This window comes from Microbulbifer sp. TYP-18, from assembly GCF_040932045.1.
Classification (GTDB): domain Bacteria; phylum Pseudomonadota; class Gammaproteobacteria; order Pseudomonadales; family Cellvibrionaceae; genus Microbulbifer.
This window is the reverse complement of the sequence record NZ_JBFRBC010000025.1, coordinates 43,031-55,677: the sequence shown is the minus strand read 5'-3', so window position 1 is coordinate 55,677 and position 12,647 is coordinate 43,031. Positions and strand designations below refer to the sequence as shown.

The window sequence follows — 12,647 nt, the reverse complement described above, 5'->3', positions numbered from 1 at the left end:
GCAGCCTATTTCCTTACCATTGGACAGAGATCCAACCCTGGAATATACCGGTAGCGCCACAGAGCACTGGCGCCACAACCATAGCTATTTCCTGGCCCATTACACATTGCCCGATGGTGTGACAGAGCGACTGATCGCCTATCGCCCCAATGGCAGTGATCTGCATTTTGTCGACGAGAGCGGTACTTTCGTTGCAGAGGCCAATCGTGATTGGCAGGTAACCCGGAATTTGGATGCCAGCCAACAGCATACCGGCTGGACCCTGAAGGTGGATGCCCGTACCGAGCAATACGACACTGCCGGCCGTATTCTGCGCGTGGAAAATGAACAGGGCCGGGGTATCACTTATAGCTACGATACCGGCGGTATCCAGCAGGAAACCATCGCCGACGACAATGGCAACAGTGTTACCTTGGCCTACACCGACGGCAACCTGACTCAGATCACCCGCAACGATAATTCCGTGTACCAGTTCGCCTACAATGGCAACGGACTGTTGGCGTCCATCACTTTTCCCGGCAGTACTTCGCCGCAGCGGGTCTTCCGTTACGAGGACAGTCGCTTCCCCAATGCGCTCACGGGTGTCACCGATGAAACCGGTAAGATCTACAGCAGTTTTGCCTACGACGATCAGGGGCGGGCCATCCGCACCGAACACAACAGTGGTGCCGAGTCGGTGGATGTGGCCTATGTGGATGCCAATACACGCCGTCTCACCAATGCCCTGGGCAAGCAAACCACCTATCACTATGGGGATGTAAACGGCGTTAAGCGTATCACCTCCATCGATGGTGAAGCTTCGGCTAACTGTGCCGCCGCCAACAAAGGCTATACCTACGACGCCAATGGTTTTATCGCCAGCGAAACCGACTGGGAGGGGAATACCACCACCTATACCCGCGATAACCTGGGGCGCGAGCTGACCCGCACCGAGGCGGCCGGCACCCCCGAGGCCAAAGTGATCACCACCCAGTGGCATGCCACTTTGAACCTGCCCACCAAGATCACCACAGCGGAATCGGTAACCGATTACAGCTATGACAGCGCCGGCCGCCAATTGAGCAAGCAGATCACACCCGTGCCCAGCCCTTGAGTGGCTGAATGGATCAATCGGTCAGAGATTTTTGATTGCTGAACAACAATAAGTAGAAAGGAATTGTTATGCGTTATACCCAATCCGTCCTCGCGGGGGCGCTGAGCCTGCTGGTGGCCCATGGCACCAGCGCGGCCGTCACACAACAGAACTGGTCCTATACCTACACCGCGGCGGGCAAGATGGAAACCGCCAACGGCCCGCGCACCGATGTCTCCGACATCACCACTTACGGCTATGACGCCAACAACCGCCGCATCAGCACCACCAATGCCCTGGGCCAGGTGGAGTCGGTGCTCGAATACGATACCGCCGGCCAGGCTCTCAGAATAGAGGATGCCAATGGCCTGCAAACCCACTACACCTATACCCCCCGCGGCTGGCTGAAAACCGCCACCGCCAAGGCGGCTTCCGGCGATCAGGTCACCACCTACACCTACGATGGCGTAGGGCAGGTCACCAATATCGCCTACCCGGACGGCTCCGACATCAGTTTTGAATACGACGACGCCCGCCGTCTCACCGCGGTGGAGAATGCCCTGGGCGAGCGGATGGAATATACGTTGGACGCCGCCGGCAATGTATTGCAGGAAAAGATCTATGCCGCCGACGGCACCACACTGGTGCGCTCCGTCAGCCGCAGCTACGACGAGCTGAGTCGCCTGATCGATGTGGATGGCAACAACGGCCAAAACACCTCCATCGCCTACGACAAGAATGGTAATCGCGTCTCCGCCACCGACGGTAACCAAAACACCACCGGAGAGACCCGGGATGCCCTGGGCCGGGTCAAGACTGTCACTGACGCGGACACCAATCAGATCCAGTACACCTACGACAGCGCCGACCGTATCACCTCGGTCACCGATCAGCGTGGCAATACCACCAGCTATGAGTACGACTTCCTCGGCAATCTCACCAAACTCACCAGTCCCGATACCGGCGTGACCAGCTACGACAACGACCCCGCTGGCAACCGCACATCCAGCACCGATGCGCGCGGTATAGTTTCTAATTACAGCTACGATGCCCTCAACCGCCTCACCGCCATCACCTATCCCGGCAGCACCGCCGAGAACGCGACCTTTAGTTACGACAACACCGACAACGGCAACCAGGGCGTGGGTCGGCTGACCGGTTTCAGCAACGATGCCGGCGCTACCGCCCTCACTTACGACGACCTGGGCCGTATCACCCGGCAGGACGACACCATCGCCAGCTGGAGTTTCAGCACCCAGTACAGTTATGACACATTGGGTCGTGTCACCAGTATCACCTATCCCTCCGGCCGTATTGTCAGCTACAGCCGCGATACATTGGGCCGAATCAACGCCATCACCAGCCGGGAGAATGCCCAGGCCACGGCCCAGACCCTGGTCAGCAATATCCAGTACCAGCCTTATGGCGGTATCTCTTCCATGGACTATGGCAACGGCATCACCCAGAGCTATAGCTACGACCTGGACGGACGCCTGGAAACCGTCACCGCCAGCGGCATCGGCAATGTCCGCTCCGACTTCTATACCTATGACTTGGCCAACAACATCACCGGTATCGCCGACAGCTTGGATACCAGCAAAGACAGGGCCTTTGTCTACGACAATTTGAACCGCCTCACCGGCGAAGGCTATATCGCCGGCCAGAACGACTACCAGTACGATGCGGTGGGCAACCGCACCCAGAAGGACGCCACCAACACCGGTGGCACCCTGAGCACCACCAGCTACAGCCACGAGACTACCTCCAACCGCCTCACCCAAAGAGACAGCCAGCCCTGGGTAACCGATGCCGCTGGCAACACCACCAGCGTCGACGGAGGACAACAGCAGTACAGCTACAACCACGCCAACCGTCTCAAGACCTATACCGAAAACGGCACACTCAAGGGTACCTACTACTACAACGCCATCGGCCAGCGGGTACGCACCGACAAGACCGAGGACTCGTTGCTGCACTATGGCCTGGGCGGCCAATACCTGGGTGAAACCAGGTACGCCAGCAACGGCACCGACATCCAGAGCCGGATTGATTATATCTACCGGGACACCATGCCGGTCGCACAGGTCGAGGTCACTTACAACGATGGCCAGGTACAGGGCACAACCCTGACCTACCTGCACACAGACCACCTCAACACCCCGCGTATCGGTACCAACAGCAGCGAAGCCATTGTCTGGCGCTGGGACAGCGATGCCTTTGGGCGCTTGGCACCGAATAATGATCCGGACAGCGATACCAATCCGACCACGGTCAACCTGCGTTTTCCGGGACAGATCAAGGGAGAGGAAGCACCGCACTATTACAACTACTATCGGGATTACGACCCCACATTGGGGCGCTATATTCAGAGTGATCCGATTGGATTAGGTGGAGGATTGAATACCTATGCCTATGTAAGCGGTAGTCCAATGATGTGGGTTGATCCACTAGGGTTGGACGGATTACTGACTATCGCTAGCCATAACAATGGCGCCACGTCAGGAAGTCATCTAGTTGCAGGGCATAGCTGGTTATCATATACACCATTAAAAACGGATGGATCGTATGGAAATCCCATTACATCCGGTACTTGGGGGAATAATCCAAATGGTCAAGGGAATGGGCTTCATATAGGGTTAGAAGATGGCTGGCTGTATAATCCAAATTACCTAAATCTGGTATCGCAAACTTCTTACATTAATGATAGCCAAGAAGCATTATTGCTAAATCTAATAAACCAATATAGTGATCAAGGGGAAGATGCCTGGAGTTATGGTTCACCTTGTTCAGGTTATGCTACTGATGTGTATAATCAAGTAACTGGGTCGAGTTTGTCATGTGGGTTTCCATGTAACCCTGACAACCTAAATGAATCTATAAGAAATTCGAACAATTTTCCGGGATTGTAATATGAAGAGAATATTTGTCGTTTTTTTTATCTTCTTATTGGGATGTGAAGTAAATACTATCGAGTTCAGACAATTTTCCAATTTTTGCGTTAAAAAGAGTGGTGCAAATATTTTTTTCGAGGGAATGATAGCTGATAGCTTTTGGGCTGTTAGCGCGCCCACTTTCTATGAAAAAGATGGCGTGCTAGAAATAAAGATGAGCTTTGAAAAACCTAATGGTTCAAATAGTGGTAGTTTCAAATTCAAGCAAGCAGTATCACCTGATACTAAAATTATAAAATATGCAGCGCATACAATATTAGATTTGAATACGCTAGAGGCTGTGTGTTACAGCTTTGGGGTTGTAAATGATAATCAGTAAGCCCTCCAGCCTTGAAGGGGTCCTACGGTGACTTCCCAAGTTGGGCCAGCTTTTACGTGTGCGAAAAATAGGTAGTGTTGCAATCTCCGGGTTAGACAGTTGCCCAATATCAATGCGCGGTTAAAACATATTGCCAAGCCCTGGGGTAAAATGCGCAACAGGGCCCCCGACTTGTAATCACCCCCGCTACAAACCCGCCTCACTGCGGTGGCCGCGCCGGTGCCGCACCATCCCCCCCATGGAATCCCACACCCAACTGTACCGCCTGCTCGCCAACCTGATCCGCCTCGGCACCATTGTTGAGGTGCAGCACCGGGAGGCGCGCTGTCGGGTTCAATCCGGCGAGCTCGCCACCGCGCCGCTGCGCTGGATCAGCCTGCGCGCCGGCGCCACCACCCAGTGGGATCCCCCCGCAATCGGCGAGCAGGTATTGCTCCTTTCCCCCGGCGGTGATCTGCAGCAGGGGTTGGTGCTGCGGGGGCTGTATTCCCAGGCCAATCCGGCGCCGGACAACGTCGGCACCAGCCACCTGGTGCGCTATCCGGACGGTGCGGAAATCCGTTACGACCACGAGGCACACCAGTTGAGCGCCACACTGCCCGAAGGCGGCAGCGCCGCGATCACCGCCGGCGGCGGCATGACCCTGAACGGTCCCCTGACGGTGAATGGCGATACCAAAATTGTCGGCGCCACACAGATCGAGGGCGCTACCGGCATCAAGGGTGAAGTCGAAGTGGACGGCGGTATCGAGGCCACCGGCGACGTCAAGGGCGAGGGCGTGAGCCTCGCGCATCACAAGACCACTGGCGTCACCCCCGGTGGCGGTCTGAGTGGAGAGCCGTTGCAATGAAAGGCACCAGCGCCAGTGACGGCCGCGCCCTGCAGGGGGAAGCGCATCTGCGCCAGTCCATCGCCGACATACTGCAGACGCCGCTGGGCAGCCGGGTGATGCGCAGGGACTACGGCTCGCTGATTCCGGAACTGCTGGACCAGCCTTTCAACACCGCCACCCGCGCGCGCCTTTATGGCGCCACCGCCATGGCGCTGATGCGCTGGGAGCCGCGCCTGCGCCTGACCCGGGTACAACTTTTTACCCTGGACAGGGACGGCGCTTTTTTATTGCGGCTGGAAGGTACCGTCGACCGCGTCCCCACACAAATCACCGTGCCCTTGGGCACGGAAACCGGAGGGCCTTATGGCAACTGAATATCACCACGGCGTCCGCGTTGTCGAAGTCAATGAAGCCGCGCGTCCCATCCGCACCATTTCCACTGCCGTGATCGGCCTGGTGGCCATAGCCGTCGACGCGGACGAGACAATGTTTCCCCTGAACAAACCGGTATTGATCACCGACGTGCAGGGCGCCCTCGAAAAAGCCGGCACCAGCGGCACCCTGGCCAAAACCCTCAATGCCATCGCCGACCAGGCCAGTCCCCTGGTGGTGGCGGTGCGGGTGGAGGAAGGGTTGGACGCGGCCGAGACCAGCACCAATGTGATCGGTGGCAGCGTCGACGGCCAGTACACCGGACTGCAGGCGCTGCTGGCCGCCCAGGGACAGCTGGGAGTCACGCCGCGTATTTTGGGCTGCCCAGGACTCGACACCCAGGAGGTGGCCGCCGCCCTGGGTGTGCTGGCGAAAAAGCTGCGCGCCATGGCCTATGTGAGCGCCGGTCCCAGTGTCACCAAGGAAGAGGTCAGCGATTATCGCGGCAACTTCTCCGACCGCGAGCTGATGATTATCTGGCCCGACTTCCTCGCCTGGGACGGCAGCGACAACAGCCCGGATTTTGCCACCGCCCGCGCCCTCGGCCTGCGCGCGCGCATCGATCAGGAACAGGGCTGGCACAAAACCCTGTCCAATGTCGTCGTCAGCGGTGTCACCGGAATCAGTGCCGACGTGCATTGGGATCTGCAGGATCCCAACACCGACGCCGGTTTTTTAAATGCCGCCGACGTCACCACCCTGGTCAATCACAACGGATTTCGTTTTTGGGGTTCCCGCACCTGTGCGGACGATCCGCTGTTCGCCTTCGAGTCCGCCACCCGCACCGCCCAGGTGCTGGCGGACACCATCGCCGAAAGCGTCGCCTGGGCTGTCGACAAACCCATGCACCCCAGTCTGGTAAAAGACATTATCGAGGGCATCAACGCCAAGTTCCGCCAGCTCAAAACCCTCGGCGCCCTGATCGATGCCCGCTGCTGGTACGACGAAAACGCCAACACCAGCCAGAGCCTGGCCGACGGCCGGCTGGTGATCGACTACGACTACACCCCGGTGCCGCCGCTGGAAAACCTGCTGCTGCAACAGCGCATCACCGATCAATACCTGGCCGACTTCGCCGACCGCGTCAGCGGTTAGGGAAAAAACAGGAGCGCTTATCATGGCACTGCCCCGCAAACTCAAAAACCTCAACCTGTTTAACGATGGCAATTCCTATCTCGGCCAGGTCAACAGCGTCACTCTGCCCACGCTCACCCGCAGCATGGAGGACTACCGCGGCGGCGGTATGAGCGGCCCGGTCAAAATCGACCACGGCCAGGAAGCGCTGGAACTGTCCGCCACCTACGGCGGCCTGATGCGCGAAGTGCTGGAACAGTACGGCATCACCAGCCACGACGGCGTGCAACTGCGTTTTGCCGGTGCCTACCAGCGCGACGACACCGGCGCGGTGGACGCGGTGGAAGTGGTGATCCGCGGCCGCCACTCGGAAATCGAGTTTGGCGACGCCCAGGCCGGCGAGGACACCGAGTTCAGTGTCACCACCGCCTGCAGCTACTACAAGCTCAGCATCAACGGCAGCACCGTGATTGAAATCGATCTGCTGAACCTGGTGGAAAACGTCAACGGCGCGGACCGCCTGGCCCAGCAGCGCCGCGCCATCGGCCTGTAAAAAACCATCGCCAAACCACTGACAGAGGAGGGGCCCTATGGCCGGCAGCAAACAAACAGCGCAAACCAGCGAACCGGTAACGCTGGAACACCCCATCAAGCGCGGCGACCAGGTGATTAAAGAGATCACCCTGCGCAAACCCAAGGCGGGAGAACTGCGCGGCCTGGCGTTGATCGATATCGCCAACCTGGATGTGATTTCCATGCAGAAGCTGTTGCCGCGTATCAGCGCGCCCACTCTCACCGAACAGGACGTCGCGGAGCTGGAACCCGGCGACCTCCTGGCCCTGGGCGGTGAGATCGCGGGTTTTTTCGCGCGCAGGATGGACCGGTACCCAACTGGGTAGACGATGCCATGGCGGATATTGCCGCAATATTCCACTGGTCACCGGCGGCCATGGCGCAGATGGATCTGCAGGAACTGATGCAATGGCGCGAACGTGCCAGAAAGCGGAGTGGCAGTGAAAAGTGAGCCCACTATACTGCGGTCATGGACCTGATCATCATGCTGTTTCTGTACCTGCTGCTGGGCATCGCCCTACTGGCGTGCCTCGGCCTGCTGCTGTTCTGGGCCGGCTTTGTGCGCCGCGGCGGCCGCTGGTTCGGCAATCCCCACGACAAACACTGATCCCGCGTCCGGGGGTGGCCTGAGATGGCCGACCTCCGCCTGCAGCTGTTGCTCAGCACCGTCAACAAAGCCACCAAACCCCTGCGTCAGGTGATGCAGGGCAGTACCGGCACCGCCAAAGCCCTGCGCGAAACCCGCGAGCGTTTAAAGGAACTCAACCAGACCCAAAAAACGCTGGATGGTTTTCGCAGCCTGAACAGAGATCTGCGCGGCTCCCAAAATGCCCTGCAGTCCGCCCGGCAGCGGGTCAATGAACTGGCCCGGGAAATCCGCGACACCAGCAATCCCAGCCGGCAACTGCGCCGGGATTTCCAGCGCGCCCAGAAAGCGGCGGGCAAGCTCAAACACAGCCACCAGCAGCAGATCCGCAAACTGCAGCAACTGCGCGGCCGGCTCGGCAGCGCCGGGGTCAGTACCCGCGACCTGGTGCAGGAACAGCGGCGCCTGCGTACCGAGACCCAAAAGGCCAACCGCGCCATGCAATTGCAAAAAGCGCGGCTGGAACAACTGGCCCGCGCCCAGGCCAGTGCGCGGCGATTGCACGAGGGCGGGCGCAGCGCCCTGTTGCACGGCGCCGGCGCCGCCTTCCTGGGACAGCGCACCCTGCGCGGCATGGGTGCCGCCCTGGTGCCGGGGCTGGATTTTTCCACCGCCATCTCCGACGTGCAGGCCAAAACCCGCCTGGAAAAAAACGACCCGCGCCTCAAAATGCTGGAAACCCAGGCGCGCCGGCTCGGCGCCACCACCGCCTTCACCGCCACCGAGGCGGCCCAGGGCCAGGTGTTTCTGGCCCAGGCCGGTTTTACCCCGCAGGCCATTCGCGACGCCATGCCCGCCATGCTCAACACCGCCCTGGCCGGGGACATGGCGCTGCCCCAGGTGGCCGATATCGTCTCCAATATCAGCGGCGCTTTCGGCATCCAAGCCAAAAACACCCAGCGCGTCGCCGACGTGCTCACCGCCACTTCCGTCACCTCCAACACCAACCTGGAAATGCTCGGCGAAACCATGAAATACGTCGGCCCCCAGGCCAGGGCCATGGGCGTCGACCTGGAAACCGCCGCCGCCATGGCCGGCCTGCTGGGCAATATCGGCATCCAGTCCAGCATGGCCGGCACCAATCTGCGCGAAGTGCTCAACCGGGTGGGCGACACCGCCGGCATGTCCGGCAAAGCCCTGGCCTCCATCGGCGTCAGCGCCGCGGACGCCAACGGCGACCTGCGCAATATTGTCGAAATCATCGCCGACGTGGGCGAGGCCACCAAAAACATCGGCAGCGCCGATCGCGCCGCCTTGTTCAAACAGATTTTTGGCCAGCGCGCCGGCGCCGGCATGGCCGACCTGGTGACCCGCGAAGGCCAGGGGGCGCTAAGTCAATACGCGGCGCAACTGCACGACGTCGCCGGCACCGCCGAGCGGGTGGCCAAAGTCAAAATGGACAACCTGGGGGGCGACCTCAAATCCCTGCAGTCCGCCACCCAGGATCTGGGCATCACTTTGTTCAAATCCCTGGAGCCCAGCCTGCGCACAGTCAGTAGCATGTTTACCGGCCTGGTTCGCCGCACCGGCGAGGCCCTCAAAGCCTATCCGCAACTGACGAAAGTGCTGGGCACCATCGCCGCCATTTTCGCGGTACTGCTCACCCTGGGCGGCGCCCTGGTGTTCAGCTTTGGTGCCCTGATGATGGCCACCGCCGGCCTGCGTATTGCCATGGCTGCCGCCGCGCCGGTGTTCAGCGGCCTGGGAACCCTGCTGTTATGGCTCAAGGCCAGTGTCATTCCCGCGCTGCTGGCCGGTTTTAAAACCCTGTTCGTTTTTCTGCTCACCAATCCCATCGGCTGGGTGCTGCTGGCCATCGCCGGCGCCGCTTTGTTGCTGATGAAATACTGGCAACCCATCAGGGCATTTTTTGCCGGCCTGTGGGGCGAACTGGTTCAGGGCGTGCGGGTCTTTTGGCAGGGGATCACCCATTATTTTGGCGCTGTATGGGAGGTGATCGTCGGGATTTTTACCGGGGACGGCAACCGCATCCGCGCGGGATTCGCGCAATTGTGGACCATCATCAACGATATTCTCGGCGGCTGGCCGGACAAACTCATGGCCTGGGGCGGGGCGCTGATCGACGGCCTGGTGGCCGGCATCAAAGCCAAAATCGGTGACCTCAAAAATGTCATCACCGGCGCCGCCGGCAGCGCCATCGAATTTTTTAAGGACAAGCTGGGCATCCGTTCCCCCAGCCGGGTTTTTGCCGGCTTTGGTCGCGACACCATGGACGGTTTTAGCCGCGGCCTAAACACACGGCAGAACCAACCCCTGCGTCAACTGGATCATTTTAACCGCCGCCTGCGCGGCCTCGGTGCCGGCCTCGCTATCGCCGCCACCACCATGCCCGCCGTCGCCATCGATCAGCGCCCGCCGCTCTCCGCCCAGCGCCAGGCCCCCGCGGAAGCGTCCATCGGGCCGGTCACCATCAATATTTATCCCGCCCCCGGTATGGATGCCGCGGCCATCGCAAGCCTGGTGCGCGAGGAAATCCAAAACCTGCAGCGGGAGCACCAAGCCCGCCGTCGCGCCAGCCTGCACGACTACGACTGAGGCAAAAAAAAATGATGATGAGCCTGGGCCTGTTCGCCTTTTCCCTGTCCTCCGCCGCCTATGGGGATCTGCAGCGGCAAACCGCCTGGCGTCATGCCGGCAGCGACCGCATCGGCGCCCGCGCCGCCACCCAGTTTCTCGGCCCCGGCAGTGACACCATTACCCTGAGCGGATTAATCGCCCCCGACCTCACCGGCGACCCCGCCTCCCTCGATACTTTGCGGGACATGGCCGACCGGGGACAAGCCTGGACCCTGGTGGACGGCAATGGCCATGTCCACGGTGCCTGGGTGATTGATTCCCTGCAGGAAAGTCGCAGCCTGTTTTTTGCCGACGGCAGCGCCCGGCGCATTGAATTTAAGTTGCAGCTCAAACAAGTGGACGGATTATGAGCGGCCACAGAATACCCGCCTGGCGTGTCACCCTGGACGGGCGCGATCTCACCGACACCCTGGCCCCGCGTCTTATTGAACTCAGCCTCAGCGAACACCGCGGTGGCGAAGCCGACGAGCTCACCCTGCGGCTGCAGGATCACGACGGCCGTCTGGCGCTGCCCGAACGCGGTGCAGAACTCACCGTCGCCCTGGGCTGGCAGGACAGCGGCCTGCAGAACAAAGGCCGTTTTCGTGTCGATGAAATCGAGCACAGCGGCGCTCCCGATCGTCTCACCTTGCGCGCCCGCAGCGCCGACCTCACTGCCGCCCTGCGCAACCGCCGCGAGCGCAGCTGGGATCAGACCACCCTGGGCCAAATCCTGAAAACCCTCGCCGGCGAACACCAACTTACCCCGCGCATCGCCGCTGACCTGGCCCAGATAGCCATTCCCCACCTGGACCAGACCGAAAGCGACGCCAACCTGCTAACCCGCCTCGGCAGGCGCCACGACGCCGTCGCCACCATCAAGGCCGGCCGGTTGCTGTTTTTTCCCGTGGGGCAAGGGACCAATGCCAGCGGCCAGCCGCTGCCCACTGCCACGATTCGTCGCAGCGATGGCGACCGCCACCGCTACCATATCGCCGACCGCGACAGCTACACCGGCGTGCGCGCCGACTGGCATGACAGCGAAAACGCCGAGCGCAAAACTGTGTTGGTGGGGGACGGTGACGATGCAAAACAACTCAAGGAAAGCTTTGCCAGCGAACAGGAAGCCAAGCAGGCGGCCCGAGCCGAGTGGCAACGCATCCAGCGCAGCCTGGCCACCATGAGTTACCAACTGGCCCTGGGCCGCGCCGACCTCTACCCGGAACAGCCGGTGCGGCTCGAAGGCTTCAAAGCGGAAATCGACCAAACCGACTGGCTGATTGCCAGCTGCCGCCACATTGTCGGGGGCCAGGGTTTTACCACGGCGATCGAGTTGGAAACCAGAACAACTATATAAGGGTAGAGTGGTGTCGGTTTAACGGTTATTATTAGCGGTATAATAATCGGGGGATTTATTCCTCGAATAAGTATTAATCGGCAGTTGCTCTCCCTCTGGAAGTTAGGCTGGCCTTTTAGCCCGACCAAAGATAGACGTTAAGTATACTCAAAGCATATGAGAGACTTGAGAGACATATTCTTTTTCATTTTCTGGTATTTTCTTTTTTTCCTGATAGGCCTTGGGATTGCCTACCTTACAGTTAGTCAATCCCATCCGGAACTATCACAGTATGAGATTGGTTATAAGATAGGGAGGAGTGGAGGATTGTTATTAGGAATACCATTTCTCTTATCTATTGCTGGGTGGGTTACTGGCAAGCTTCCAGGATTTAGTAAAAATAAAAGCTGATTGCCAGCAACCACGACACTGTCGGTGGGTAAGATTTTACTGCTGCTATTTATTAACCCGGAAAATAATTTGGTTGCCGGGTTAATAATCCGGAGTCGGTTGGGATGACGTGCAACTGTATACGTTTTAAGAAAATGTGTGAACTGACCTGTACATGCGCTGACAGGAGGCTATGTCCCTCCTGCTCGCGCTTGCCAGTTTGAGGTATTTTCTTAGTCTTGCTCGCTCTTCAAAGGTCGTCAACAGAATTTTGACCATTCTCTACGGATCTAAAATCAGGTAAGCGGCGCCTAGTTTAACTTTCCGGCTGGCAATCAAGCCGTATCTGGGAGACAATCAGTAATGGTAAAGCCGGTGAAAGTGATCACCTCGCTGAAAAACACAGGTTTTGCAGATGGAAGGTTTATTTTTTAACAATGGTGAA

13 protein-coding genes are annotated in these 12,647 nt (G+C 59.2%); all 13 read left to right on the top strand.

Features of this window, described 5'->3' with window-relative positions; translation table 11 throughout:
• Positions 1-19: 19 nt before the first annotated feature.
• The 13 genes from ABVT36_RS16220 (at position 20) to ABVT36_RS16160 (ending at position 11,833) form a co-directional block, all read left to right on the top strand.
• Positions 20-1,093 (top strand): hypothetical protein, encoded by a 1,074-nt coding sequence (locus ABVT36_RS16220; protein ID WP_368457470.1) that lies wholly within the window; start codon positions 20-22, stop codon positions 1,091-1,093.
• Between the two features lie 68 nt (positions 1,094-1,161).
• Positions 1,162-3,981 carry an RHS repeat-associated core domain-containing protein gene (locus tag ABVT36_RS16215; RefSeq protein ID WP_368457469.1) on the top strand — a complete coding sequence of 940 codons (2,820 nt, stop codon included), beginning with the start codon at positions 1,162-1,164 and terminating at the stop codon, positions 3,979-3,981.
• Position 3,982: 1 nt separating this feature from the next.
• Positions 3,983-4,342 (top strand): hypothetical protein, encoded by a 360-nt coding sequence (locus ABVT36_RS16210; protein WP_368457468.1) that lies wholly within the window; start codon positions 3,983-3,985, stop codon positions 4,340-4,342.
• A 238-nt stretch (positions 4,343-4,580) separates the two neighbouring features.
• Complete coding sequence (locus tag ABVT36_RS16205; RefSeq protein WP_367152504.1) at positions 4,581-5,192, top strand: phage baseplate assembly protein V; 612 nt, start codon at positions 4,581-4,583, stop codon at positions 5,190-5,192.
• A complete protein-coding gene (locus tag ABVT36_RS16200; RefSeq protein ID WP_368457467.1) occupies positions 5,189-5,548 on the top strand; it encodes a GPW/gp25 family protein in 360 nt (119 codons plus the stop codon). The genes ABVT36_RS16205 and ABVT36_RS16200 overlap by 4 nt, the downstream gene beginning before the upstream one ends.
• A complete protein-coding gene (locus tag ABVT36_RS16195; protein ID WP_368457466.1) occupies positions 5,538-6,701 on the top strand; it encodes a phage tail sheath protein in 1,164 nt (387 codons plus the stop codon). The genes ABVT36_RS16200 and ABVT36_RS16195 overlap by 11 nt, the downstream gene beginning before the upstream one ends.
• A gap of 22 nt (positions 6,702-6,723) precedes the next feature.
• Positions 6,724-7,233, top strand: coding sequence for a phage major tail tube protein (locus ABVT36_RS16190; RefSeq protein WP_368457465.1), 510 nt, complete (start codon positions 6,724-6,726; stop codon positions 7,231-7,233).
• Positions 7,234-7,270: 37 nt separating this feature from the next.
• Positions 7,271-7,579, top strand: a complete 309-nt coding sequence (locus ABVT36_RS16185) for a phage tail assembly protein (protein WP_367152055.1) — start codon at positions 7,271-7,273, stop codon at positions 7,577-7,579.
• Between the two features lie 8 nt (positions 7,580-7,587).
• Entirely contained in the window at positions 7,588-7,704 is a 117-nt protein-coding gene (locus ABVT36_RS16180; protein WP_367152053.1) for a GpE family phage tail protein, read from the top strand.
• Positions 7,705-7,722: 18 nt separating this feature from the next.
• Positions 7,723-7,860 (top strand): hypothetical protein, encoded by a 138-nt coding sequence (locus ABVT36_RS16175; RefSeq protein ID WP_367152051.1) that lies wholly within the window; start codon positions 7,723-7,725, stop codon positions 7,858-7,860.
• Between the two features lie 24 nt (positions 7,861-7,884).
• The gene (locus ABVT36_RS16170; protein WP_368457464.1) at positions 7,885-10,455 is read left to right on the top strand and encodes a phage tail tape measure protein; all 2,571 of its coding nucleotides are present in this window, start codon (positions 7,885-7,887) and stop codon (positions 10,453-10,455) included.
• 11 nt (positions 10,456-10,466) lie between these two features.
• On the top strand, positions 10,467-10,847 hold the full coding sequence (locus ABVT36_RS16165) for a phage tail protein (protein ID WP_368457463.1): 381 nt from the start codon (positions 10,467-10,469) through the stop codon (positions 10,845-10,847).
• Positions 10,844-11,833, top strand: a complete 990-nt coding sequence (locus ABVT36_RS16160; RefSeq protein WP_368457462.1) for a phage late control D family protein — start codon at positions 10,844-10,846, stop codon at positions 11,831-11,833. The genes ABVT36_RS16165 and ABVT36_RS16160 overlap by 4 nt, the downstream gene beginning before the upstream one ends.
• Positions 11,834-12,647 lie beyond the last annotated feature (814 nt).

Bases quoted from the DNA above. Each gene is read 5' to 3' on its own strand.
- ABVT36_RS16215 (WP_368457469.1), top strand. From the start codon at position 1,162: ATGCGTTATACCCAATCCGTCCTCGCGGGGGCGCTGAGCCTGCTGGTG.
- ABVT36_RS16210 (WP_368457468.1), top strand. From the start codon at position 3,983: ATGAAGAGAATATTTGTCGTTTTTTTTATCTTCTTATTGGGATGTGAA.
- ABVT36_RS16205 (WP_367152504.1), top strand. From the start codon at position 4,581: ATGGAATCCCACACCCAACTGTACCGCCTGCTCGCCAACCTGATCCGC.
- ABVT36_RS16200 (WP_368457467.1), top strand. From the start codon at position 5,189: ATGAAAGGCACCAGCGCCAGTGACGGCCGCGCCCTGCAGGGGGAAGCG.
- ABVT36_RS16195 (WP_368457466.1), top strand. From the start codon at position 5,538: ATGGCAACTGAATATCACCACGGCGTCCGCGTTGTCGAAGTCAATGAA.
- ABVT36_RS16190 (WP_368457465.1), top strand. From the start codon at position 6,724: ATGGCACTGCCCCGCAAACTCAAAAACCTCAACCTGTTTAACGATGGC.
- ABVT36_RS16185 (WP_367152055.1), top strand. From the start codon at position 7,271: ATGGCCGGCAGCAAACAAACAGCGCAAACCAGCGAACCGGTAACGCTG.
- ABVT36_RS16180 (WP_367152053.1), top strand. From the start codon at position 7,588: ATGGCGGATATTGCCGCAATATTCCACTGGTCACCGGCGGCCATGGCG.
- ABVT36_RS16175 (WP_367152051.1), top strand. From the start codon at position 7,723: ATGGACCTGATCATCATGCTGTTTCTGTACCTGCTGCTGGGCATCGCC.
- ABVT36_RS16170 (WP_368457464.1), top strand. From the start codon at position 7,885: ATGGCCGACCTCCGCCTGCAGCTGTTGCTCAGCACCGTCAACAAAGCC.
- ABVT36_RS16165 (WP_368457463.1), top strand. From the start codon at position 10,467: ATGATGATGAGCCTGGGCCTGTTCGCCTTTTCCCTGTCCTCCGCCGCC.
- ABVT36_RS16160 (WP_368457462.1), top strand. From the start codon at position 10,844: ATGAGCGGCCACAGAATACCCGCCTGGCGTGTCACCCTGGACGGGCGC.